Origin of the sequence: Streptomyces sp. NPDC006602 (assembly GCF_042870385.1) — a bacterium.
Lineage (GTDB): Bacteria > Actinomycetota > Actinomycetes > Streptomycetales > Streptomycetaceae > Streptomyces.
This window is the reverse complement of sequence record NZ_JBIAHG010000022.1, coordinates 18,636-41,152: the sequence shown is the minus strand read 5'-3', so window position 1 is coordinate 41,152 and position 22,517 is coordinate 18,636. Positions and strand designations below refer to the sequence as shown.

At 71.0% G+C, this 22,517-nt stretch carries 21 protein-coding genes; 4 read left to right on the top strand and 17 right to left on the bottom strand.

Features of this window, described 5'->3' with window-relative positions:
• Positions 1-4: 4 nt before the first annotated feature.
• The 3 genes from cmk to aroH form a co-directional block, all read right to left on the bottom strand.
• A complete protein-coding gene (gene cmk / locus ACFYO2_RS36025; protein ID WP_388357823.1) occupies positions 5-691 on the bottom strand; it encodes a (d)CMP kinase in 687 nt (228 codons plus the stop codon).
• A 153-nt stretch (positions 692-844) separates the two neighbouring features.
• Complete coding sequence (locus tag ACFYO2_RS36020; protein ID WP_388357820.1) at positions 845-1,930, bottom strand: prephenate dehydrogenase; 1,086 nt, start codon at positions 1,928-1,930, stop codon at positions 845-847.
• A complete protein-coding gene (aroH, locus tag ACFYO2_RS36015; RefSeq protein WP_388357817.1) occupies positions 1,927-2,289 on the bottom strand; it encodes a chorismate mutase in 363 nt (120 codons plus the stop codon). The genes ACFYO2_RS36020 and aroH overlap by 4 nt, the downstream gene beginning before the upstream one ends.
• A gap of 250 nt (positions 2,290-2,539) precedes the next feature.
• On the opposite strand from aroH, the gene ACFYO2_RS36010 reads away from it, so the two are divergent.
• From ACFYO2_RS36010 to ACFYO2_RS36000, 3 genes are read left to right on the top strand one after another with little or no spacing between them, the layout of a single operon-like run.
• Positions 2,540-3,214, top strand: coding sequence for a hypothetical protein (locus ACFYO2_RS36010; protein WP_388357815.1), 675 nt, complete (start codon positions 2,540-2,542; stop codon positions 3,212-3,214).
• A gap of 18 nt (positions 3,215-3,232) precedes the next feature.
• A complete protein-coding gene (locus ACFYO2_RS36005; RefSeq protein WP_388357812.1) occupies positions 3,233-3,817 on the top strand; it encodes a DUF6529 family protein in 585 nt (194 codons plus the stop codon).
• A complete protein-coding gene (locus tag ACFYO2_RS36000) occupies positions 3,814-4,224 on the top strand; it encodes a Rieske (2Fe-2S) protein (RefSeq protein ID WP_388357809.1) in 411 nt (136 codons plus the stop codon). The genes ACFYO2_RS36005 and ACFYO2_RS36000 overlap by 4 nt, the downstream gene beginning before the upstream one ends.
• A gap of 64 nt (positions 4,225-4,288) precedes the next feature.
• On the opposite strand, the gene ACFYO2_RS35995 is transcribed toward ACFYO2_RS36000, so the two are convergent.
• The 14 genes from ACFYO2_RS35995 to ACFYO2_RS35930 form a co-directional block, all read right to left on the bottom strand.
• The gene (locus ACFYO2_RS35995) at positions 4,289-5,305 is read right to left on the bottom strand and encodes an ADP-ribosylglycohydrolase family protein (protein ID WP_388357807.1); all 1,017 of its coding nucleotides are present in this window, start codon (positions 5,303-5,305) and stop codon (positions 4,289-4,291) included.
• Positions 5,302-6,033, bottom strand: coding sequence for an NUDIX domain-containing protein (locus ACFYO2_RS35990; protein WP_388357805.1), 732 nt, complete (start codon positions 6,031-6,033; stop codon positions 5,302-5,304). Before ACFYO2_RS35990 ends, ACFYO2_RS35995 begins: the two co-directional genes overlap by 4 nt.
• Before the next feature lie 63 nt (positions 6,034-6,096).
• A complete protein-coding gene (locus ACFYO2_RS35985) occupies positions 6,097-7,503 on the bottom strand; it encodes a DHA2 family efflux MFS transporter permease subunit (protein ID WP_388357802.1) in 1,407 nt (468 codons plus the stop codon).
• Between the two features lie 50 nt (positions 7,504-7,553).
• Entirely contained in the window at positions 7,554-8,108 is a 555-nt protein-coding gene (locus ACFYO2_RS35980) for a TIGR03086 family metal-binding protein (RefSeq protein WP_388357799.1), read from the bottom strand.
• Complete coding sequence (locus ACFYO2_RS35975; protein ID WP_388357796.1) at positions 8,105-9,064, bottom strand: sigma-70 family RNA polymerase sigma factor; 960 nt, start codon at positions 9,062-9,064, stop codon at positions 8,105-8,107. The genes ACFYO2_RS35980 and ACFYO2_RS35975 overlap by 4 nt, the downstream gene beginning before the upstream one ends.
• Positions 9,065-9,161: 97 nt before the next feature.
• Positions 9,162-10,271 carry a pseudouridine synthase gene (locus ACFYO2_RS35970; protein ID WP_388357793.1) on the bottom strand — a complete coding sequence of 370 codons (1,110 nt, stop codon included), beginning with the start codon at positions 10,269-10,271 and terminating at the stop codon, positions 9,162-9,164.
• Positions 10,271-10,945 (bottom strand): SMC-Scp complex subunit ScpB, encoded by a 675-nt coding sequence (gene scpB, locus ACFYO2_RS35965; protein WP_388357790.1) that lies wholly within the window; start codon positions 10,943-10,945, stop codon positions 10,271-10,273. The genes ACFYO2_RS35970 and scpB overlap by 1 nt, the downstream gene beginning before the upstream one ends.
• A complete protein-coding gene (locus ACFYO2_RS35960) occupies positions 10,942-11,994 on the bottom strand; it encodes a segregation and condensation protein A (RefSeq protein WP_388357788.1) in 1,053 nt (350 codons plus the stop codon). The genes scpB and ACFYO2_RS35960 overlap by 4 nt, the downstream gene beginning before the upstream one ends.
• 18 nt (positions 11,995-12,012) lie before the next feature.
• The gene (locus tag ACFYO2_RS35955; protein WP_388357785.1) at positions 12,013-12,597 is read right to left on the bottom strand and encodes a hypothetical protein; all 585 of its coding nucleotides are present in this window, start codon (positions 12,595-12,597) and stop codon (positions 12,013-12,015) included.
• A complete protein-coding gene (locus tag ACFYO2_RS35950; RefSeq protein WP_388357783.1) occupies positions 12,582-13,718 on the bottom strand; it encodes a ParA family protein in 1,137 nt (378 codons plus the stop codon). The genes ACFYO2_RS35955 and ACFYO2_RS35950 overlap by 16 nt, the downstream gene beginning before the upstream one ends.
• Positions 13,719-14,143: 425 nt before the next feature.
• A complete protein-coding gene (gene ald / locus ACFYO2_RS35945; protein WP_388357780.1) occupies positions 14,144-15,268 on the bottom strand; it encodes an alanine dehydrogenase in 1,125 nt (374 codons plus the stop codon).
• A 378-nt stretch (positions 15,269-15,646) separates the two neighbouring features.
• Positions 15,647-17,638, bottom strand: coding sequence for a tetratricopeptide repeat protein (locus tag ACFYO2_RS35940; RefSeq protein ID WP_388357777.1), 1,992 nt, complete (start codon positions 17,636-17,638; stop codon positions 15,647-15,649).
• A 161-nt stretch (positions 17,639-17,799) separates the two neighbouring features.
• A complete protein-coding gene (locus tag ACFYO2_RS35935; RefSeq protein ID WP_388357775.1) occupies positions 17,800-18,426 on the bottom strand; it encodes an NUDIX domain-containing protein in 627 nt (208 codons plus the stop codon).
• A gap of 86 nt (positions 18,427-18,512) precedes the next feature.
• Positions 18,513-20,177 carry a CTP synthase gene (locus ACFYO2_RS35930; RefSeq protein WP_388357772.1) on the bottom strand — a complete coding sequence of 555 codons (1,665 nt, stop codon included), beginning with the start codon at positions 20,175-20,177 and terminating at the stop codon, positions 18,513-18,515.
• 523 nt (positions 20,178-20,700) lie between these two features.
• Here ACFYO2_RS35930 and ACFYO2_RS35925 point away from each other — a divergent pair.
• Positions 20,701-22,503: a glycoside hydrolase family 15 protein gene (locus ACFYO2_RS35925; RefSeq protein ID WP_388358063.1), complete on the top strand. Its 1,803-nt coding sequence runs from the start codon at positions 20,701-20,703 to the stop codon at positions 22,501-22,503.
• Positions 22,504-22,517: the final 14 nt, after the last annotated feature.

The window sequence follows — 22,517 nt, the reverse complement described above, 5'->3', positions numbered from 1 at the left end:
ACGCTCACTTCGCGGCCCGCTTCTCCTCGACGAGCGTGACGACACACTCGATGACCTGCGCCAGCGTGAGCGCGGTGGTGTCCACCTCCACCGCGTCGTCGGCCTTGGCGAGCGGCGAGGTCTTCCGGCTGGAGTCGGCCGCGTCCCGCTTGATCAGGGCCTCGCGGGTGGCGTTGACGTCGGCGCCCTTCAGCTCACCGCTGCGGCGGGCGGCGCGTGCCTCCGGCGAGGCGGTGAGGAAGATCTTCAGGTCGGCGTCGGGCAGCACGGTCGTACCGATGTCGCGGCCCTCGACGACGATGCCCTGCTCGGCGGTGGCCGCGATGGAGCGCTGCAGCTCGGTGATCCGGGCGCGTACCTCGCTCACCGCGCTGACCGCGCTGACCTTGGTGGTGATCTCCTGGGTGCGGATCGGGGCGGCCACGTCCGCGCCGTCGACCGTGATCGTGGGGTTCGACGGGTCGGTGCCGGAGACGATGTCGGGCTTGCCTGCCGCCGCGGCGATCGCCGACGGGTCGTCGGTATCGATCCCGTTGGTCACCATCCACCAGGTGATCGCCCGGTACTGCGCGCCCGTGTCGAGGTAGCTCAGGCCGAGCTGGGCCGCCACGGCCTTCGACGTGCTCGACTTGCCCGTGCCGGAGGGGCCGTCGATGGCGACAATCACGGGCTGGGCGGCGCCGTTTTCCACGGGGGGACACCTTCCTGGTGCGTGGTGGGAGTGTGCGGGGACGCAAAAGCGCCCCGCACAAGGTTACTGGCTCGCCGGAGGCCTCCTTACGGGCGGATGCCGAGCGCCTTCCTCCCGGGTACCGCACGGCCCTCCTGGTGCCGCATGGCCTTCCTACTGGCGGATGGCCCAGCCCCGCTCCCGCAGCGCCGCCGTCAGGACCGGCGCCGCCTTCGGCTCCACCATCAGCTGCACCAGACCGGCCTGCTGCCCGGTCGCGTGCTCGATGCGTACGTCCTCGATGTTGACCCCGGCCATCCCCGCGTCCGCGAAGATGCGGGCCAGCTGTCCAGGCTGGTCGTCGATGAGGACGGCCACGACCTCGTACGCCCGAGGAGCGGACCCGTGCTTGCCGGGGACGCGGACCTGGCCCGCGTTGCCGCGCCGCAGGACGCCCTCGATGCCGACGGTGCCCTCGCGCCGCTTGTCCTCGTCGGAGGACTGCAGGGCCCTGAGCGCCCGGACCGTCTCGTCGAGGTCGGCGGAGACGTCCGCGAGGAGGTCGGCAACGGGACCGGGGTTCGCGGACAGGATGTCGATCCACATCCCGGGGTCGGACGCGGCGATCCGGGTCACGTCCCGGATTCCCTGCCCGCACAGCCGTACGGCGGCCTCCTCGGCGTGCTCCAGGCGCGCGGCGACCATGCTGGACACCAGGTGGGGCATGTGGGAGACGAGGGCGACGGCACGGTCGTGGGCGTCGGCGTCCATCACCACCGGCACGGCACGGCAGTGCGAGACCAGCTCCAGGGCGAGGTTCAGCACCTCGGTGTCGGTGTCCCGGGTCGGCGTGAGCACCCAGGGGCGGCCCTCGAAGAGGTCGCCGGTGGCGGCCAGCGGGCCCGACTTCTCGCGGCCCGACATGGGGTGACTGCCGATGTACGACGACAGGTCGAGGCCGAGCGCCTCCAGCTCGCGGCGCGGGCCGCCCTTGACGCTGGCCACGTCGAGGTAGCCGCGGGCGACGCCCCGGCGCATCGCGTCGGCCAGGACCGCGGCCACGTGGGCGGGCGGAGCGGCGACGATCGCGAGGTCGACGGGCTGCTCGGGCGCCTCGTCGGTGCCGGCGCCCAGCGCGGCCGCCGTACGGGCCTGCTCCGGGTCGTGGTCGGCGAGGTGGACGAGGACGCCCCGCTGTGACAGGGCCAGGGCGGCGGACGTACCGATGAGTCCGGTGCCGATGACGAGGGCGGTCCTCACTGGGCGATGTCCTTGCGCAGGGCGGCCGCGGCGCCGAGGTAGACGTGCGAGATGTCGGCGCGGGGCAGGTCCGACTCGATGTGCGCGAGGACGCGGACGACGCGGGGCATGGCACCCTCGATGTCCAGCTCCTGGGCGCAGATCAACGGGACGTCCACGATGCCGAGCTTGCGGGCCGCGGCGGCCGGGAAGTCGCTGTGCAGGTCGGGCGTCGCCGTGAACCAGATGCTGATCAGGTCGTCCGGCGTGAGGCCGTTGCGCTCCAGGACCGCGGTGAGCAGGGCCCCGACCTGCTCGTCCATGTGGCCGGCCTCGTCCCGCTCGAGTTGGACGGCGCCCCTCACCGCTCGTACCGCCACGATGATCGCTCCTTGCTGATGTACCTGTGTACCTGTCGGCTCCTGGCACATCCAGCCTAGTCAGCCCGTGCGGAGCCGGTGCGCGGCGCCCGCCCGCTGAGACGCCGGACGCGTCTCACGGCGAACCCTGTCAATGTCACCCGTATTGCTCAATTCCGTTACTTGGGGCGAGAACACCCCCGTGCGCCTCTGGACGCGGGGCTCCCGGTCCGCTCTCATGGCAGGAAGCTCGCCTCGGGGGAGGCCTTTCATGAAGCGTTCCGGACCTGTTGTCACTCTGCTCGCGGGACTACTGCTCGGCCTGTTCATGCTGTCGCTGAACGCGACCACGGGGACGAAGAGCGCCTCCACCTCGTACGCCGAGGAGTCACCGGAGGCGGCCACGGCCTCCCCGACGCCGACGCCGACGCCCACCAAAACGACCGCGTCCTCCTCACCGTCCCCGTCCCGCGCGCCGATCCCGGACGCCGACTACGCGGGCCGTACCACCGACGACTCCGCCTCCGTCGCCGTCACGCTGCGCGACGGCAAGGCGATCGCGTACTACTGCGACGGCCGCGCGAAGGAGTCCTGGCTGAAGGGCGACGTCGAGGAAGACGGCACGATGAAGCTCACCGGCAAGCACGGCGCCGAGCTGAACGGCACCCTCAAGGAGGGCAAGCGGATCAGCGGCACCGTCGACATCGACGGCGGCCGGTACGCCTTCACCGCCGACAAGGCGAAGAAGCCGTCCGGGCTGTACCGGGCCACGGCGACGGTACGCGGCGCGAAGCTCGACGGCGGCTGGATCGTCCTGCCGGACGGCCGGCAGGTCGGCATCCTCACCCGCGACGGAGAACCCGCCCAGGCACCGCGGATCGACCCGGAGACCGGCGCGGTGACGGTCGACGGACAGCAGCTCACGGCACGCCCCGTCACCCCTTGACCCTTCCCGGAGCCGTTGATGACCGTCGACCCGAACGCCGCCACCCAGAACTTCCCCTCCCCGGAACCCGACCATCGCCGCCCGCACCCGGCCCGCTACCTGGTCCCGGCGCTCGTCGCCGCCGCGGTGGCGGTCGGCCTGGGCGCGTACGGCAAGGTCCACGACCCGGCGGGGACCGCCTTCAACCTGGCCGGCTTCAGCAGCACCGGGGCAGTGAAGTCGTGGCTGGCGACCGTCGCCTTCTTCTTCGCCCTCGTCCAGGTGATCTCGGCGGCGATGGTGTACGGCAGGCTGCCGGGCCCCCACTGGTCACCGGCCCTGCACCGCTGGTCGGGGCGGGTGGCGTTCCTCGTGTCGGTGCCGGTCGCGGTGCACTGCCTCTACGCGCTCGGCTATCAGACGTACGAAACGCGCGTTTTGTGGCATTCTCTGCTGGGTTGCTTCTTCTTCGGTGCCTTCAGCGCCAAGATGCTGCTGCTCCGCTGGGAGCGGCTCCCCGGCTGGCTGCTGCCCATCGTCGGTGGCCTGGTCTTCACCACCCTCACGGTCATCTGGCTCACCTCAGCCCTCTGGTTCTTCCGCACTTTCGGAGTGACGACATGACTCAAGGCCCGACGCGGCGCACGGTTCTCCTCGCGACGGGTGCGGCGGCGCTCACCGTCGGATGCAGCGAGTACGGCGACGACAACGACTCGGGTTCCTCCTCGGTCGAGGCCTCCGCCGGACAGGAACTGGCGAAGACGGGCGACATCCCGGTCGGCGGCGGCAAGATCTTCCCGGACGAGAAGATCGTCGTCACCCAGCCGAAGGAGGGCGAGTTCAAGGCCTTCTCGAACATCTGCACACACCAGCAGTGCCCGGTGGCCAACGTCTCCGGCGGCACCATCAACTGCACCTGTCACGGCAGCAAGTTCAGCATCGCGGACGGCGCGGTGGAGCACCCGCCGGCGACGAAGCCGCTGCCCGCGAAGCAGCTCAAGGTGTCGGGGGACTCGATCACCGTGGCCTGACCGCCGCGGAACGTCGGCCAGGCCCCTGGCGGAACACGTGAGCCGGACACGTGAGCCGAACACGTCAGGAATCCCAGAGCGCCCCGAGTGTCACCAGCTCGCCCTGGTACTCGATCCGGTCCGCCCACTCGGCCGGCCAGGCGTCCGCGCCCAGGTACGCGCCCGCGAAGGCACCCGCCAGGCACGCGATCGAGTCCGAGTCGCCGGCGGTGCAGGCGGCCCGCCGCAGGGCCGTCACCGGCTCGTCGGGGAAGAGCAGGAAGCTGAGCAGCCCGGTCGCCATGGCCTCTTCGGCGATCCACCCCTCACCGGTGAACAGGCACGGGTCGGTCTCCGGCGAGGGCGCGCGCAGGGCGTCCCCGAGGCGCCCCAGGATCTCCAGGCACTCGTCCCACCCCCGGGCGATGAAGTGCTCGGGGCCGGGGTCCTGGCTGCGCGTCCACAGGTCGCCGAGCCAGCGCTCGTGGTACCGGCTCCGGTTCTCCTCGGCGTACGACCGCAGCAGCCCGACCAGTTCGCCCGGTTCGGCCCCGTGCGCGAGCAGCCGTACGGCGTGCGCGGTGAGGTCGGAGGCGGCGAGGGCCGTCGGATGCCCGTGGGTGAGGGCGGACTGCAGCTGGGCGGCACCCGCGCGCTGTTCGTCGCTCAGCCCGGGGACCAGCCCGACGGGCGCGACTCGCATGTTGGCGCCGCAGCCCTTGGAGCCGATCTGGCTGGCGTCCTGCCAGGGCAGGTCCTCACGCTCCAGGAGGGCGCAGGCCCGCAGGCAGGTGTTGCCCGGGGCCCGGTTGTTCTCCGGGGAGCGGTTCCAGGCGATGAACTCCCGCCGCACGGGCTCGGCCATGTCGGGCCCGAGCACCCCCCGGTCCATGGCCGTCCGCAGCCCCTTCCCCAGCGCCAGCGTCATCTGCGTGTCGTCGGTGACGATCGCGGGCGTCGGCAGCGCCATCTCCCGCCACGGCCCGCACTTGGCGAGGATCGACGGCACGTCGTTGAACTCGGTCGGAAAACCGAGCGCGTCACCGAGGGCGAGCCCGATGAGCGAGCCCGTGGCGGCGCGCTTGGTGAGGGTGGTGGTCATGCGGGGCGTCCTTCCCGGGACGGTCGGAGGAGAGGCGGTTGCAGGGCGGTGGCCGGACCCGCCCGGTACAGCGCGGCCGGTTTGCCACGGCCGCCGGTCAGCCGGGCGGCGCCGGGAACCGCTTCGACAAACCCGGGCGTGGCGAGCACCTTGCGCCGGAAGTTGGGCCGGTCGAGCGTGGTGCCCCACACCGTCTCGTAGACCTGCTGCAATTCGCCGAGCGTGAACTCGGGCAGGCAGAAGGCGGTGGCGAGGCAGGTGTACTCGAGCTTGGCGCCGACGCGTTCATGGGCGTCGGCCAGGATCCGGTCGTGATCGAAGGCGAGCGGCCGGGCCCAGGCGTACGGCACCCAGCGGGCCTGCGTCGCGTCGCTGCCGCCGTGCGGTTCGGGAGGGTCGGGCAGCAGCGCGGCGAAGGCGACCGACACGACCCGCATCCGGGGGTCGCGGTCGGGCTCGCTGTAGGTCCACAGCTGCTCCAGGTGCAGCCCGGACACGTCCGCAAGCCCGGTCTCCTCGGCGAGCTCCCGCCGAGCGGCCGTCTCCGCCGACTCGTCAGGCTGCACGAACCCGCCGGGCAACGCCCATTGCCCGGCGTACGGCTCCTGCCCACGCTCGACGAGCAGCACGTGCAGCGCGCCGGCGCGAAGGGTGAGTACGGCGAGGTCGACGGTGACGGCGAAGGGCTCGTAGGCGTACTTGTCGTAGACCTCGTTGTCCCTGGCCACCCGCACCCACCCCCTTAATAGTCAGTACGACTATAAAGAAGGCGGGCGCGTCTCCACAACCCCCTACTTGCGACCCGGTGCGAACGCCGCCACCACCGCCCCCGCCGCCGCGGCCCCCGCGGAGACCCAGAGCGCGGGGGCGCACCCGTCCAGGAAGGCGGACGGTGAGCCGTAGCCGCCGTACGTCGTGAACACGGCAGCGGCGACGGCGACCCCGAAGACCCCGCCCAGCTCGCGCAGTGCGTTGTTGACGCCGGCGGCGACGCCCGCGTCGCTCAGCGGCACGGACGAGGTCACGGCGTTCGCGACGCTCGGGAAGACCATGGAGATGCCGATCCCCGCGATGATCAGCGGGACCACCATCTGCCCGTATCCGACGCCGGCTTCGACCTGCCAGGCCAGCAGCCCGAGCCCCGTCGCCTGCAACACGAGGCCGGTCAGCATGAAGGGGCGGGTCCCGAACCGGTCCGCGAGCGCGCCCGCGACGGGGGCGACCAGCAGGGGCATGGCGTTCCACACGAGGATGCGCACGCCGGCCTCCAGCGGGGAGTAGCCGAGCCCGTACTGGAAGAGCTGCGTGATCATGAAGAGCGCGCCGAGCAGCGAACCGAAGAGGAGGAAGGCGGCGGCGTTGGCGGTGGAGAAGGCGCGTCGCCGGAAGTACCCGAGCGGCAGCATCGGGTACCGGGCGCCGTTCCGCTCCCACCTGAGGAAGGCCGCAACGAACCCGGCCCCTACCAGCAGCGCGGTCAGTACCTCGCCGCTCCCCCAGCCCACCTCAGGGGCCCGTACCGGCGCCCAGGCCAGGCCCGTCAGCCCGACAGCCGCCAACACCAGCCCCACGAAGTCCAGCTGGGGCCTCGTGCCGCGGCTCTCACGGAGTTTCGTGGCGGCGAGCGGCAGCATCGCGAGCCCGATGGGCACGTTCAACCAGAAGATCCACTGCCAGGACAGGCCCTCGGTGACCGCCCCGCCGAGTACGGGTCCGGCCGCCACGCCCAGGCCGGTCACCCCGCCCCACACCCCGATCGCCATGCCCCGCTTCTCGGCCGGGAACGCCTCGCTGATCAGGGTCAGCGTGAGCGGCAGGAGTACGGCGGCCCCCGCGCCCTGCACCACACGCGCGGTGATGAGCTGCCCCGGGCCGCCCGCGAGGGCCGCGGCGGCGGAGGCCAGGGTGAACACGGCCAGTCCGACGACGTACATGCGCCGCCGCCCGAACCGGTCGCCGAGCGCGGCGCCGGTCAGGGTCAGACAGGCGAAGACCAGGTTGTAGGCGTTGATCGTCCATTCCAGCTGGGACAGGCTCGCCCCGAAGTCGGCCCGCAGCGCGGGCAGCGCGGTCGCGACGACCACGACGTCGAGGGAGCACAGCAGCGCCCCGAGCCCGGCGAGCGCCACGGTCCACACGCGCCGCGGGCGCGCGAGGTCAGGTGGTGTGCGGAGGGGGACTTTGAGCGTGTCGGTCATGACCGTGCCTTCCGTGAGTCTTGAGGTCACTCACGGAAGGCAGACCATCCTCACCCCGGAAAGGAATCGCTCCGCCCCAGGAAGGCCAGCAGCCGGGCATCGCCGCGCGCGCGTGGCGGCACCTGAAGCGGTGCGGCGAACCGCACGCCCCGATCCTCGTCCCCGACCACGCATCGCGCCACGGGCAGCAGCTCGGCCGCGAGCGAGGCCGGAACGGGCCGCGGGCGCCCGCACGCCTGGGCGACGTCCCAGCCGTGCACGGCGATCTCGATCGCCCCCACGGCGGCCATCAGCCGTACGTCCAGCGGCCGTTCACCCACCAGCACCCGCTCCTGGTGCCCGGCAGCCCAGGCGCCGAGCACCGCGCACGCCCGCCGCCGGAACACGCAGGCGGGATCCGCTCCCGGCGCACCGGGAAACAGCCCGATCCGCCCTCCCGTCAGCCCCTCGTACAGCGCGTCCAACGAGTCGTCGAGATGCCCGAGCAACTCCCCCAGGTCCCACTCGGCGCACGGCGTGCCCCGTCCGAGGCTCCCCGCCGGCACGTCGGAGACACTCCCCAGCGCAAAGGCGAGCGAACGCTCCAGCAGCTCACCGGCGTTCACGACAGCACCCGGGGCAACCCGAAGCGGTCGACCAGATCCGGGTCCAGGAAGGCCGTGATCCGGGCGACCGCACCCTCCTCGACGGTGAGCACCTGCACGGAGTGCGCCCTGAGGACGCCGTCCGGCTCGCGCACGTACATCGCGACGGCCGGCTGCCCGTTCGCGCGCGTGGGCAGCATCCGGATGCCGCCCTTCTCGTGCACACGCGCGCCCAGGAACCGCAGGACGTCCTTCTTTCCGCTGAACCACTCCAGGTGTGGGGGCATCTCCAACTCGACGCCGTCCTGGAGGAGCTCGAGCAGCGCCTCCATGTCGGCCTTCTCGAAGGCGGCCACGTACCGGTCGAGCACCTCACGGTCCGCCGCGCCGGCCGGCTCCTCGACGAGATCCTCGTCCGGGGCGACCTCGTCGAGGCGGGCACGCGCGCGTTGGAGGCTGCTCTTGACGGCCGCCGTGGAGGTGCCGAGGAGCGAGGCGACCTCGGGCGCCCGCCAGGCCAGCACGTCCCGCAGGATGAGCACGGTCCGCTGCCGGGCCGGCAGCTCCTGCAGCGCGGCGACCAGCGCGAGCCGCAGCGTGCCGCGGTCGGCCACGACGGTCGCGGGGTCGACGAGGGAGTCGGGCAGCGGCTGCAGCCACGGAACATCCGTCGCAGGGGCCCGCAGCGGCCCCTCAGGCGCCTGTGACGGCCCGCCGAGCCCCGACGGCAGCGGACGCCGCGCGCGGCTCTCCAAGGCCGTCAGACACGTGTTGGTGGCGATCCGGTGCAGCCAGGTCCGCAGGGAGGCCCGCCCCTCGTAACCGTCGTAGGACCGCCATGCCCGCAGGTACGTCTCCTGCACCAGGTCCTCGGCCTCGTCGACCGAGCCCAGCATCCGGTAGCAGTGCGCGAGCAGCTCCCGCCGGTACGGATCCGTCAGTCGTACGAACTCGTCGCTGTCCGTCGTCGCGGTCATCCCCGCTCCCTCCGTCACCGATACAGACCGGCGGGAGGGCCAAAAGGAATCGGCCGGTTCCGAGTCGATTTCGGAACCGGCCGCCGTGCACGGCGATCTACAGATCGACTTCCTTCATCAGCATGCCGACCTCCGTGTTGGACAGCCGCCGCAGCCAGCCCGACTTCTGGTCGCCCAGGGTGATGGGACCGAAGGCAACGCGGACCAGCTTGTCTACCGGGAAGCCCGCCTCGGCGAGCATGCGGCGGACGATGTGCTTGCGGCCCTCGTGGAGGGTGACCTCGACGAGGTAGTTCTTGCCGGTCTGCTCGACGACCCGGAAGTGGTCCGCCTTCGCGTACCCGTCCTCCAGCTGAATGCCGTTCTTGAGCTGCTTGCCCAGGTCGCGCGGGATCGGGCCCACGATGTGCGCGAGATAGACCTTCTTCACGCCGTACTTGGGGTGGGTCAGCCGGTGCGCCAGCTCGCCGTGGTTGGTGAGCAGGATGACGCCCTCGGTCTCGGTGTCGAGCCGCCCGACGTGGAAGAGCCGCGTCTCGCGGTTGGTGACGTAGTCGCCGAGGCACTGCCGGCCCTCGGTGTCCTCCATCGTCGAGACGACACCGGCCGGCTTGTTCAGCGAGAAGAACTGGTACGACTGGGTCGCCACCGTCAGGCCGTCGACCTTGACCTCGTCGTTCTCCGGGTCGACCCGCCTGCCCTGCTCCAGGACGATCTCACCGTTGACCTCGACCCGCGCCTGCTCGATCAGCTCCTCGCAGGCCCGCCGGGAGCCGTAGCCCGCGCGCGCGAGGACCTTCTGCAGCCGCTCGCCCTCCTCCTCGGCGCCCGGGAAGGTCTTGGGCAGCTTGACATCCTTCTTGCCCGCGTACCGCTCCCGGTTGCGCTCCTCGGCCCGCGTCTCGTACTCGCGCGAGGTCGCCGGGGCCGACCGTCCGCGCTGCTGGGGCTTCTTCGGTCCGCCCTTGGCGCCGCCGCGGGCCGCGCCGCCGCGCCCCGCCTTCGGGCCCTCATGAGACGCGCTGGGGCCCACGTCGTAGCGGCGCTCCTCGGGGCGGGGCTTGCTGGGACGGCCCTGACCCTGGCCCTGGCTCTTGGCCTGGCCCTGAGCCTTGCCCGGGCCCTGGGCCTTGCCCCTGTTGTTGCCGGCCCCGCGGGGGTTACCGCGCCCGCCGCTCTTGCCGCTACCGCTGCCACTGCTTCGCATCAAAGTTCCGTCGTTGTCGTATTCGGCGTGTTCGTCCTGGGACCGTCGTCCGGCTCCGGAGCATCCGGATCGAACGACGGGACGGCTTCCTGGGTCTCGGCCTCGATCGCCTCCGCCTCCGGGAGGAAGGGCGCGAGCTCCGGGAGCTCGTCCAGACCGCGCAGGCCCATCCGCTCCAGGAAATAGTTCGTCGTCGTGTAAAGGATCGCACCTGTTTCGGGTTCCGTGCCCGCCTCCTCGACCAGACCCCGCTGGAGGAGGGTGCGCATCACACCGTCGCAGTTGACTCCGCGGACCGCCGAGACCCTGCTGCGGCTGACCGGCTGGCGGTAGGCGACCACCGCCAGTGTCTCCAGTGCCGCCTGCGTGAGCCGGGCCTGCTGGCCGTCCAGGACGAAGCCCTCGACGGCCGCCGCGTACTCGGGGCGGCTGTAGAAACGCCAGCCGCCGGCGATCAGCCGCAGCTCGAAACCGCGCCCCTGCACGGTGTAGTCGTCGGCCAGCTCCCGCAGCGCGTCCCCGATCTGCCGCCTGGGCCGCTGGAGGATCTTCGCCAGGTGCTCCTCGGTCGCGGGCTCGTCCACGACCATGAGGACGGCCTCCAGGGCCGGCTTGAGGTCGAGATCGGCGACGGTGCGCGGTCCGTCCTGGACGTCGGTGGTCTCCTCGCTCACGCCTTCTTCTCCTCCTTGGGCGGCTCGGGCGGCCGGTCGAACTCGTCGGTGACCATGGGCTGGGCCTCCCCCTCGCCACCGGTCCAGCGCACGAGCAGCTCCCCGAGGGCGGTCTCCTGGTCGAGGGCGACGGCCTTCTCCCGGTACAGCTCCAGCAGGGCCAGGAAGCGCGCTACGACGGTCAGGGTGTCGTCGGTGTCCTCGACCAGCGTCCGGAAGCTCGCCTCTCCCAGCTCCCTGAGCCGTGCGACGACGATCCCGGCCTGCTCCTGGACACTCACCAGCGGCGCGTGGATGTGGTCGACGTACACCTGCGGCTTGGGCCTCGGCTGCATCGCCTTGACGGCGAGCTTCGCGAACCCTTCCGCGCCGATGCTGATGACCACCTCGGGCAGCAGCTCGGCGTGGTGCGGTTCGAGTCCGACGGTACGGGGGTAGCGGCGGGCCTCCTCGTCGAGCCGTCCGCTGAAGATGTCGGCGATCCGCTTGTAGGCGCGGTACTGCAGGAGCCGCGCGAACAGCAGGTCCCGCGCCTCCAGCAACGCCAGGTCGGCCTCGTCCTCCACCTCGGCGGCGGGCAGCAGCCGCGCGGCCTTCAGGTCCAGCAACGTCGCCGCGACGACCAGGAACTCGGTCGTCTGATCGAGGTCCCAGTCCGGCCCCATCGCCCTGATGTGCGCCATGAACTCGTCGGTGACCTTGGACAGCGCGACCTCGGTGACGTCCAGCTTGTGCTTGGAGATCAACTGGAGGAGCAGGTCGAAGGGCCCCTCGAAGTTGGCGAGCCGCACCTTGAAGACACCGTCGTGGGGCTCTTCGGACGCTTCGCGCTCTTCGGGCTCGGCAGCCTCGGGCTCACTGCGCGGCGCCTGGGGCCGAGGCTGGGGCTGGAGCTCGGCAGCAGGCGGCTCCTCTTGATCACCGCCGACATCTTTGGCGGGCGTCGGAGCCTCGACCTCGGCCACCGGCGCCGCCCCCGGCCCCTTCCCCAGCGCACGCCGACGACCGGCAGTTGCGCCGGAGCCGGGCGGAAGGTCGTTCGAGGTCATGGCCCCCGCAGGCTATCGCTACCGCCCACGCAGCCGTCGAACGAGGATGCTCGCGTCCCCACGGGACTCCAGATCGGCCAGCACCACGGCAACGGCCTCCCGCACGATCCGCCCGCGGTCGACGGCCAGCCCGTGCTCACCCCGTAGCACCAGACGCGCGTGCTCCAGGTCCATGAGCTCCTCGGCGGAGACGTAGACCGTGATCTTCTCGTCGTGCCGCTCACGCCCGCTGGGCCGGCGCGAGGCCGCCCGTCCGCGCTTGCCGCGCGGCGCGGCCGCCGCAACGGAGGCCGAACCTTCCTGCGGGCCCTGACGACGCCCCGAGCGGTCGGCGCCCCGGCTGCGGGACTCGCCCGCCTCGGTCGGCTCGGCGTCGGTCGCCACATGCTCCGCGCCGTCGCCGTCACCACCCTGGGCCGGCACCGACTGCGGTGCGTCCTCACCCGAGGACGACCCGGCCGCGGCCCCGTCGGACTCCCCCGCGGGAGCCGGCACCCGAGCCTCGCCGTTGGCCCCCCGCCGGGGAGTGGACGCCTGGAGCGCCATTCCCCCTGTCGTACGGAACAGTTCGTCGGCCCCCGGCAGACTCACTCGGCGTGACACCGGGCGAGCACCTCCCTGGCGAGCTGGCGGTAGGCGGCGGCACCGACGGAGTTGGAGGCGTACGTGGTGATCGGCTCACCGGCGACCGTGGTCTCCGGGAAGCGGACCGTGCGCCCGATGACCGTGTGGTAGACGTGATCGTCGAAGGCTTCGACGACCCGTGCGAGCACCTCACGGCTGTGCACCGTCCGCGAGTCGTACATCGTGGCGAGAATGCCGTCGAGCTCCAGGTCCGGGTTGAGCCGTTCCTGGACCTTCTCGATGGTCTCCGTCAGCAGCGCGACACCGCGGAGGGCGAAGAACTCGCACTCCAGGGGCACTATCACCTTGTGCGCGGCCGTCAGGGCGTTCACCGTGAGCAGGCCGAGCGAGGGCTGACAGTCGATGACGATGTAGTCGTAGTCGGCCATGAGCGGCTTCAAGGCGCGTTGCAGCGTCGACTCACGCGCGACCTCGGAGACCAACTGGACCTCGGCGGCGGACAGGTCGATGTTGCTGGGCAGCAGGTCCATGTTGGGGACCGCCGTCTTCAGGAGCACCTCGTCGGCCGCCATGCCCCGCTCCATGAGCAGGTTGTAGACCGTGAGGTCGAGCTCCATCGGGTTGACACCGAGACCCACCGACAGCGCGCCCTGCGGGTCGAAGTCCACGAGCAGCACACGACGGCCGTACTCCGCGAGAGCGGCACCCAGATTGATGGTCGACGTCGTCTTGCCGACGCCGCCCTTCTGGTTGCACATCGCGATGATCTTCGCGGGTCCGTGATCGGTCAGCGGACCCGGGATCGGGAAGTACGGCAGCGGACGGCCGGTCGGGCCGATGCGCTCACGGCGCTGACGGGCAGCGTCGGGCGCGAGCGTGGCCGCGTACTCGGGGTCGGGCTCGTACTCGGCGTCGGGATCGTAGAAGTGCCCGTCGGGCAGTTCGTCGTAGTCGGCGAAGTGGTTGTGGGGCGCGCCACTTCCGTCGCCGGCCATGGCGTTCACGTGATGGCCATCCATGCTCTGGTGTGCTGGCTGAGTCACCCCTGAGATCCGGTGACTCCGGTGGGCTGCGAAGGTGCGCACCGCGACGGAGCCGACAGCCTCGAACCCCGCGGGGCCCTCGGCCCGTGCAGGCATTCCTGGTTGACCACCCCCGGGAGAAAATGTCGACTCATTCACAAGTCGTCTTACCTCCTTGGTGACCAGGAAACTTCTAGACAGGTCAGCGTGGCACCATGCCGACGGTTGGCGACTCTATGGCGTGTCGGGCGTTCGCAGCAACACAATCCGCCGGACCCGGCAGGATGTGTCGGCAATGAAACATCCCTCTGTCAAGGGCGTACGGCCGTCGCACGGTAGGTTTCGCCGGTGTACGAATCGGTTCAAGGGTTACGTTCGAGGCGAGTTGACCTAGAGCCGCAAAGTGACCATACACACACCCGGCCGGACCTTGTCGGGCAAGGTCCGGCCGGGTGCGGGGCGTTGACGACCTGTGTTGACGTATCGCCTTTTACCCAATGGTGACTTAGCGACGGCGACCTGCCGCTTCGCGCCGTCGGTGCTCAGCCGAGCAGCGTCTCCAGCTCCACGTGCTCCAGCCCGTGCGCCTCGGCGACCTCGCGGTAAACGACCTTGCCGTCATGGGCGTTGAGGCCCTTCGCGAGCGCGGAATCGCGGCGCAGCGCCTCCACCCAGCCGTGGTCGGCGAGTTCGACGATGTACGGCAGCGTCGCGTTGGTGAGCGCGTAGGTGGAGGTGTTGGGCACCGCGCCGGGCATGTTGGCGACGCAGTAGAAGACCGAGTTGTGGACCGGGAAGGTCGGCTCGGCGTGGGTGGTCGGGCGGGAGTCCTCGAAGCAGCCGCCCTGATCGATCGCGATGTCGACAAGGACACTTCCCGGCTTCATGCGCGACACGAGTTCGTTGGTGACCAGCTTCGGGGCCTTGGCTCCCGGGATGAGGACGGCACCGATCACGAGGTCGGCCTCGAGGCAGGCCTTCTCGAGTTCGAAGGCGTTGGAGACGACGGTCTGGATCTTCGTACCGAAGATCTTGTCGGCCTCCTTGAGCTTGTTGATGTCCTTGTCGAGCAGGGTCACGTGGAAGCCCATACCGATGGCGATCTGCGCGCCGTTCCACCCGGAGACCCCGCCGCCGATGACAACGGCCCTGGCGGCCAGCACGCCCGGGACACCGCCGGGAAGCACACCGCGGCCCCCGTTGGCCCGCATCAGGTGGTAGGCGCCGACCTGCGGGGCCAGCCTGCCCGCGACCTCCGACATGGGGGCGAGCAGCGGGAGCGCGCGGCTGGGCAGCTCGACCGTCTCGTATGCGATCGCGGTGGTGCCGGACTCGACGAGCGCGTCCGTGCACTCCTTGGAGGCCGCCAGGTGCAGGTAGGTGAAGAGCGTCTGGTCCTTGCGGAGGCGGTGGTACTCCTCGGCGATGGGCTCCTTGACCTTCAGCAGCAGGTCGGCGGTGGCCCAGACCTCGTCGGCGGTCTCGAGGATCTGCGCACCGGCGGCGACGTACTCGTCGTCCGTGATCGAAGAGCCGAGGCCGGCGCCCCCCTCGACGACGACCTGGTGGCCATGGCGCACCAGCTCGTGCACGCCGGCGGGGGTGATGGCCACCCGGAACTCGTTGTTCTTGACCTCGCGGGGGATGCCGACCTTCACGTCGATCACGGTCCTTGGCTCAGTGAGTGTGGGGCATTACAAGACATACCCAGGCATGCACGGGCACACCGGGAGACACCGCAGGAGAAGGTGCGGCAGAGCCAGTCTAATGAAGGCGTTCCCGCTGTCTAGCCTTTCATTGCATCAATCTTCAGCGGATGTACTACGGATTTCGCAGGCGTTAGCGCCGTGTTCCGGCAGATCGAGGGTTTCCGGCACCGGCTCGGGCTCTGTTTCGGGCCCTGCTTGGGCCGCCGCATCGGGCTCCGGGGCGGCCTCCCCGTCCGCCTCCCCGTCCGCCTCCGCGTCCGCCTCCGCGTCCGCCTCCGCGTCCGCCTCCGCGTCCGCCTCCGCGTCCGCCTCGGTGTCGGCCTCCGTATCGCCCTCCTAGAGCTCCTCCCCCAGCAGCCGCTCGGCCGTGCCTCGGTGCAGTGCCGCCGCCGTGGGGTCGCCGAGGCGCTCCAGCGCGTCGGCGACCCGCAAGTGCACCGCGGCCTGCAGGCGTACGTCCTCGGCGCGACGCGCCCACTCCACGGCCTCCTGGCAGGTGCGCAGCGACTCCTCGGGCCGCCCGGCGTACTCCTGGACACATGCGAGTTCGCTCAACGCCCGTGCGTGGGCGGCCACATCGCCGTTCTTGCGGTGCCCGGCGACCGCGGCCCGCCAGTTGCGCTGCGCCTCGCCGTAACGGCCCGCGTAGGTGTGGGCCGCGGCGATACGGCCGTACAGCCGCGCGGCGTCCGCCCGCTCGTCCCGGGCGAGCCGCTGGACGAGGGCCCGGCCGTACCAGTCGGCGGCCCGGTCGTAGTCCCCGAGCTCCAGGTGCGCGCCGCCTACGGATTCCATCGCGCGGCCGGTCGCGTACGGATCGTTCGCCTCCCGTCCGGCGTCCAGAGCCGCCCGGTAGCGCGCCAGGGCCTCCTGTGTGCGGCCGGCCCGGGAGTCCAGGTCGGCGAGGTTCAGCAGGGCGGCGGCCTTCTCGCGGGGCAGTTCGCGCCGCTCGGCCACCTCGAGGACGAGGCGGTGGATGCCGTACAGGTCGGGCGCGGCGGCCTGGGTGCCGAAGTGGGCGACCATCGCCCGCACGAGCTGGGACATCAGGCGCCGGGCGAGGGTGTCCAGCTCGCCGTCGGCGACCGCGAGCCGGGCCGCGGCCAGCAGGGCGGGCCTGCGGTTGCTCAGCCAGTCGGCGGCCGCCCTCGGGCTCGGAAACCGCAGGGAGCGCGGCATGCCCTGCAGCTTCTCGCGGGCCTCGGGGCTGTCGGTCTCGGTGATCGCCCGGCAGGACTGCAGCAGCCGCACGGCCCGCTCGAGCATCCGGGCGCGGGCCAGCTGCAGCTCGGCGGGGCGGTCCTGCGACTCGGCGAGTGCCTTCAGCAGGGGCTGGAGGCAGCCGGGGACCTCGTACTGGGGCAGCGGCGACTCCACGGCGTGCAGCAGGCCGAGGGCGACGAAGTCGTCCAGGGTGGTGCGGGCGCCGCCCACCGAGCAGCCGGCGAGCGCGGCGGCGGTGTGCGGGTCGACCAGGCCGGCCGGGGCGAGGGAGAGCAGTCGCAGTATCCGGGCGGCGGGAGTGGGCAGGGACGTGTAGGCGAGCCGGAAGACCCTGCCGAGCGGGGTCGTGCCTTCGTCACCGTCGGTGTGCAGGTGCTTGGCGAGGTCGGCGACGGCCGCCTTGGGGCGGGCGGCGAGCCAGCCGCCCGCCAGGGTCAGCGCGGCGGGCTGGCCCTGGCACTCCTCGACCAGTCCCTCGGCGGCACGGGGGTCGACGGTGATGCGGACCGAGCCGGTGTGCCGGGACAGCAGTTCGACGGCGGACTTGGTGTCGAGGCCGCCCAGGGTGCACGGGCGGACGTCCGCGATCCCGGTCAGCGGGCCCCCGGAGACGGCCACGACCAGGCAGTCCGGCGTGTCCGGCAGCAGGGCGTCGACCTGTTCGGCGGTGGCCGCGTCGTCGAGCAGGAGCAGCATCCGCCGGTCGGCGAGGGCCTCGCGGAGCGCAGCCGTGAGGTCGTCCTCGGCGGCTCCGGCGGGCGTCGGCAGTTCCATCGCGGTGAGCAGCTCGCGGGCGGTGAGTTCGGTCGGCACGGGCGTTCCGTCGGGCTCGCTGAGCCGGGCCCGGAGCACTCCGCCCCGGTAACGTTCCGCAACCTGTCGTACGAGCTCCTCGGCGAGCGCCGTACGGCCGGAGCCGGGTTTGCCCGCGATGAGGAGCACGCGCGCGCGGGGGGCCTTGCGGCCGGAGATGGTGTCCAGGCCGGCGCGCTCGATGTCCGCGCGGAGTTCTTTCAACTCCCTTGCGCGGCCCAGGAACGGTGTCTTCGCAGCAGCGTCTCCGGACAGCTGCACGCCGCCTGTGTCCACCGCCTGATCCGTCACGGGCCACACTCCCGTCCCACCGCACGCGCAAGCCCGCCGGGACTCCGGTTCGGGCGTTTCCAGAGCCTAGTTCACGCTCTGCTACGTTCCGTGTGGAGCGCGGCGGACACGTCCCCCGATCGGATCAGCCGATGGTCACATCAGCGGTGCGGTGCGTGGGTTCAGGACTCGAAGGGTCGCGCGGGCCAGGGCGCCTCCGCCGGGCGCAGGGCGTCGAGCCCGTCCCCGGCGCGCGCGGCGACCAGTGACAGCACGCCCACGACGAGGCAGTTGTTGTGCAGCTCGCCCGCGAGCACCCCCCGGACGAGCTCGTCGACCGGCACGCGCGCGTGCTCCATGTCGGCCTCCTCGTCCTCCACCTCGAAGCGCTCCCCCTCGGCCTCGGACAGGTCGCGGGCGAGGAAGATCCGTACGGCCTCGTCGCAGCCGCCGGCCGTGGTGTAGACGTCGGTCAGCACCCGCCACTCCTCGGCCTTGACGTGCGCCTCCTCGTACAGCTCGCGCTGGGCGGCGTGCAGCGGGTTCTCGCCCGGCACGTCGAGCAGGCCGGCCGGGATCTCCCACAGCTTCTGCCGCACCGGGTGCCGGTACTGCTTGATGAGCAGGACACGGTCCTCGCCGTCCAGGGCGACGACGGCCACGGAGCCGGGGTGGACCTGGTAGTCGCGCTTGACCACCGAACCGTCGGGCATGACCACCTCGTCCGTGCGGACGGAGGTCTTGTTGCCCACGAAGGGGGTCTCGGTCGCCCGGATCTCCCACGCCTCGGGGGTGTCCTTGATCGTCATGCCCTGTCCTTCCACATGCGCAAAAGAGGCCGGGGCGCCCACCTTTTGAATGCGCGCGCCCCGGCCACCGTACAACTGTCGTGCAGCTACGAATTCTGGCGCTCGACCGCCGCCTTCACGAGCCCGGCGAACAGCGGGTGCGGACGCGTCGGACGCGAGCGCAACTCGGGGTGTGCCTGGGTCGCGACCAGGTAGGGGTGGACCTCGCGCGGGTACTCCACGTACTCGACGAGCTTGCCGTCCGGCGAGGTGCCGGAGAACAGGATGCCCGCCTTCTTCTCCAGCTCCGCGCGGTAGGCGTTGTTCACCTCGTAGCGGTGCCGGTGGCGCTCCTCGACGTACTCCTTGCCGTCGTACACCTCGCGCACGATGGAGCCCTCGGCGAGCTTGGCCGGGTACATGCCCAGGCGCATGGTGCCGCCCATGTCGCCCTCGCCGGCGACGATGTCGAGCTGCTCGGCCATGGTGGAGATGACCGGGTGGCCGGTGGCCGCGTCGAACTCGGTGGAGTTGGCGTCGGGGATGTCGGCCAGGTTGCGCGCCGCCTCGATCACGATGCACTGCAGGCCCAGGCACAGGCCGAGCAGCGGGATCTTGTTCTCGCGGGCGTGGCGGATGGCCCCGACCTTGCCGAGCACCCCGCGGTCACCGAAGCCGCCCGGGATGCAGATGCCGTCGACGTCACCGAGCTGCTGGGCGGCGCCGGCCTGGGTCTTGCAGTCGTCCGAGGTGACCCACTTGATCTTCACCCGGGCCTTGTTGGCGAAGCCGCCGGCGCGCAGCGCCTCGGTGACCGAGAGGTAGGCGTCGGGCAGGTCGATGTACTTGCCGACCAGGGCGAGGGTGATCTCGTGGTCGGGGTTGTGGACGCGGTCGAGCAGGTCGTCCCAGGTCGTCCAGTCCACGTCGCGGAACGCGAGGTCCAACTTGCGGACGACATAGGCGTCCAGGCCCTCGCCGTGCACCGTCTTCGGGATGTCGTAGATCGAGCGGGCGTCGGGGCAGGCGACCACCGCGGCCTCGTCGACGTCGCACATCAGCGAGATCTTGCGCTTGATCGCGGTCGGCACCTCGCGGTCGCAGCGCAGCACGATGGCGTCCGGCTGGATACCGATGTTCCGCAGCGCCGCAACCGAGTGCTGGGTCGGCTTCGTCTTCAGCTCCCCCGAGGGGCCGATGTACGGCAGGAGCGAGATATGCACCACAAACACGTTGTCGCGGCCGACCTCGTGACGGACCTGGCGGACCGTCTCCAGGAACGGCAGCGACTCGATGTCGCCGACGGTGCCGCCGACCTCGGTGATCACGACGTCGACCTCGTCCGTCGCCATGCGGCGGATGCGGTGCTTGATCTCGTTGGTGATGTGCGGGATGACCTGGACGGTGTCGCCCAGGTACTCGCCGCGCCGCTCCTTGGCGATCACCGTCGAGTAGATCTGCCCCGTGGTGACGTTGGCGGAGCCGTCCAGGTCGCGGTCGAGGAAGCGCTCGTAGTGGCCGATGTCCAGATCGGTCTCGGCGCCGTCGTTGGTGACGAACACCTCACCGTGCTGGAAGGGGTTCATCGTGCCCGGGTCGACGTTCAGATAGGGGTCGAGCTTCTGCATGACCACCCGCAGGCCGCGGGCCTTGAGCAGCATGCCGAGGCTGGAGGCGGTGAGGCCCTTGCCGAGCGAGGAGGCGACACCCCCGGTGACGAAGATGTGCTTGGTCGTCGTGGCTGTGCTGTTTCGATAAGCAGCGGGCGGCATGGCCAAGAGGGGGCTCCCGTGGTCGCGGTCTGTGGGTGCGGTGCGGCTTGTCCGGCCCGGAGAACCCGGGTTTTTCTGGAGGTGCCGTCGCTGCGGTTCGGGGGTTTCTCGCCCACCGGTCCACGGGCTACCAGGGTATCAGCGCCCGGACGAGATGGCTTCCGGCCACGCTCCGCACACGCGTCGACACGGACCCGCACAACCTCACGCGTTTCTCACCCGGTGCTCACCCGTTCGGCCCACCTACGTTGCCGGGAGCGGCACGCGGATCATCTACGTGCGTCGTATCCTGCTCGGACACTCGTTGAGGAGCCAGGCCGGCAACACGGCACCACCCCCGCCCGTAAGCACCGGAACAACGAGAGCTCATCAGTTCGTTGAGGAACAGTTGTCGTTTTGCCTCACGGCAGCACGGACTGTTTTGCTTCATCGCTCAACGACGCATGACAAAGACCCCTTGACCGCACTAGCGACAGCCCCCTTTTCCCCTGGGGGCGACGTGGCCGTTCGACTGGAGTTGCACGTGGCCGGGCGCATCGAAGACTACGCACTCATCGGAGACATGCAGACCGCTGCCCTGGTCTGCCGGGACGGCACGGTGGACTGGCTGTGCCTGCCCCGCTTCGACTCGCATGCCATCTTCGCCGGTCTGCTGGGCACGGAGGAACACGGCTTCTGGCGGCTGGGACCCGCGCACGCGGCCGACGCCGAACCGCCCACAGCTGCCCGGCGCAGCTACCGCGGCGACTCCCTGATCCTGGAATCCGAGTGGGATACACCACGCGGCACGGTCCGTGTGACGGACTTCATGCCGCCGCGTGACGGCGCCCCGCAGCTGATCCGAATCGTGGAGGGCGTCTCGGGCCGCGTCCCGATGCGCTCGGCGCTGCGGATGCGGTTCTCCTACGGCCGGGTCGTGCCGTGGGTGCACAAGCACGAGGGCCGTACGGTGGCCGTCGCCGGTCCGGATTCCGTGTGGTTCGACACAGAGGCCGAGACCTACGGAAAGTCGCTCACCACGTACGCGGACTTCACGATCGCCCCGGGTGAGCGGATCGCGTTCACCATCTCCTGGGAGCCCTCGCACAAGCAGCCGCCGCCGCTGCCGGAGCCCGAGCAGTCGCTGGAGGCGACGGAGGACTTCTGGCGGGACTGGGTGGAGCACTGTACGTACCACGGCCCGTACCGCGAGGCGGTGGTCCGCTCGCTGATCACGCTCAAGGCGCTGACCTACGCCCCGACGGGCGGCATCGTCGCCGCCCCCACCACCTCCCTGCCGGAGGAGATCGGCGGCGTCCGCAACTGGGACTACCGCTACACCTGGCTGCGGGACGCGGCGATCACCCTCTCCTCGCTGCTGCGCACCGGCTACCGCGAGGAGGCCCGCGCCTGGCGCGAGTGGCTGCTCAGGGCAGTCGCCGGCGACCCGGAGAACCTGCAGATCATGTACGGCATCGCGGGCGAGCGCGAGCTGGGCGAGGCGGAGCTGGACTGGCTGCCGGGCTACGAGAACTCCGGGCCGGTCCGGGTCGGCAACGGCGCCGCGCACCAGCTCCAGCTGGACGTGTACGGCGAGGTCACCGAGGCCCTGCACCTGGCCCACATGACGGGTCTGGCCCGCAACGACTACGCGTCCCTGCTCCAGCTGAAGCTGATCCGCTACCTGGAGGACCACTGGGACGAGCCGGACGAGGGCATCTGGGAGGTGCGCGGTCCGCGCCGCCACTTCGTGCACTCCAAGGTGATGGCCTGGGTCGCCGTCGACCGCACCATCAAGCTGATCGAGTCCGGTGACGCGGACGGCCCGCTCGAGAAGTGGCGCGAGCTGCGCGACGACATCCACCGGGACGTGTGCGAGCGGGGCTACGACAAGGAGCGCAACACCTTCACGCAGTCGTACGGCTCGAAGGAGCTGGACGCCTCTCTGCTCCTCATTCCCCAGATGGGCTTCCTGCCTCCCGACGACAAGCGCGTGATCGGCACGATCGAGGCGATCCAGCGCGAGCTGTCCACGTCGGACGGTTTCATCCTGCGCTACCCGACGGACGGGGAGGCCGCGGGCGTCGACGGCCTGCCCGGCGACGAGGGTGCCTTCCTCGCCTGCTCGTTCTGGATGGCGGACGACCTCGCGATGATCGGCCGCGTCGACGAGGCCCGCAAGCTGTTCGAGAAGCTGCTGGCCCTGCGCAACGACCTCGGCCTGCTGGCCGAGGAGTGGGACCCGCGTCTGAAACGCCAGGTCGGCAACTTCCCGCAGGCCTTCAGCCACGTCCCGCTGATCGACACGGCTCTGCGTCTGACGGCGTCGGGGGCGTACGGCGGCTGAACAGGACCGACCCG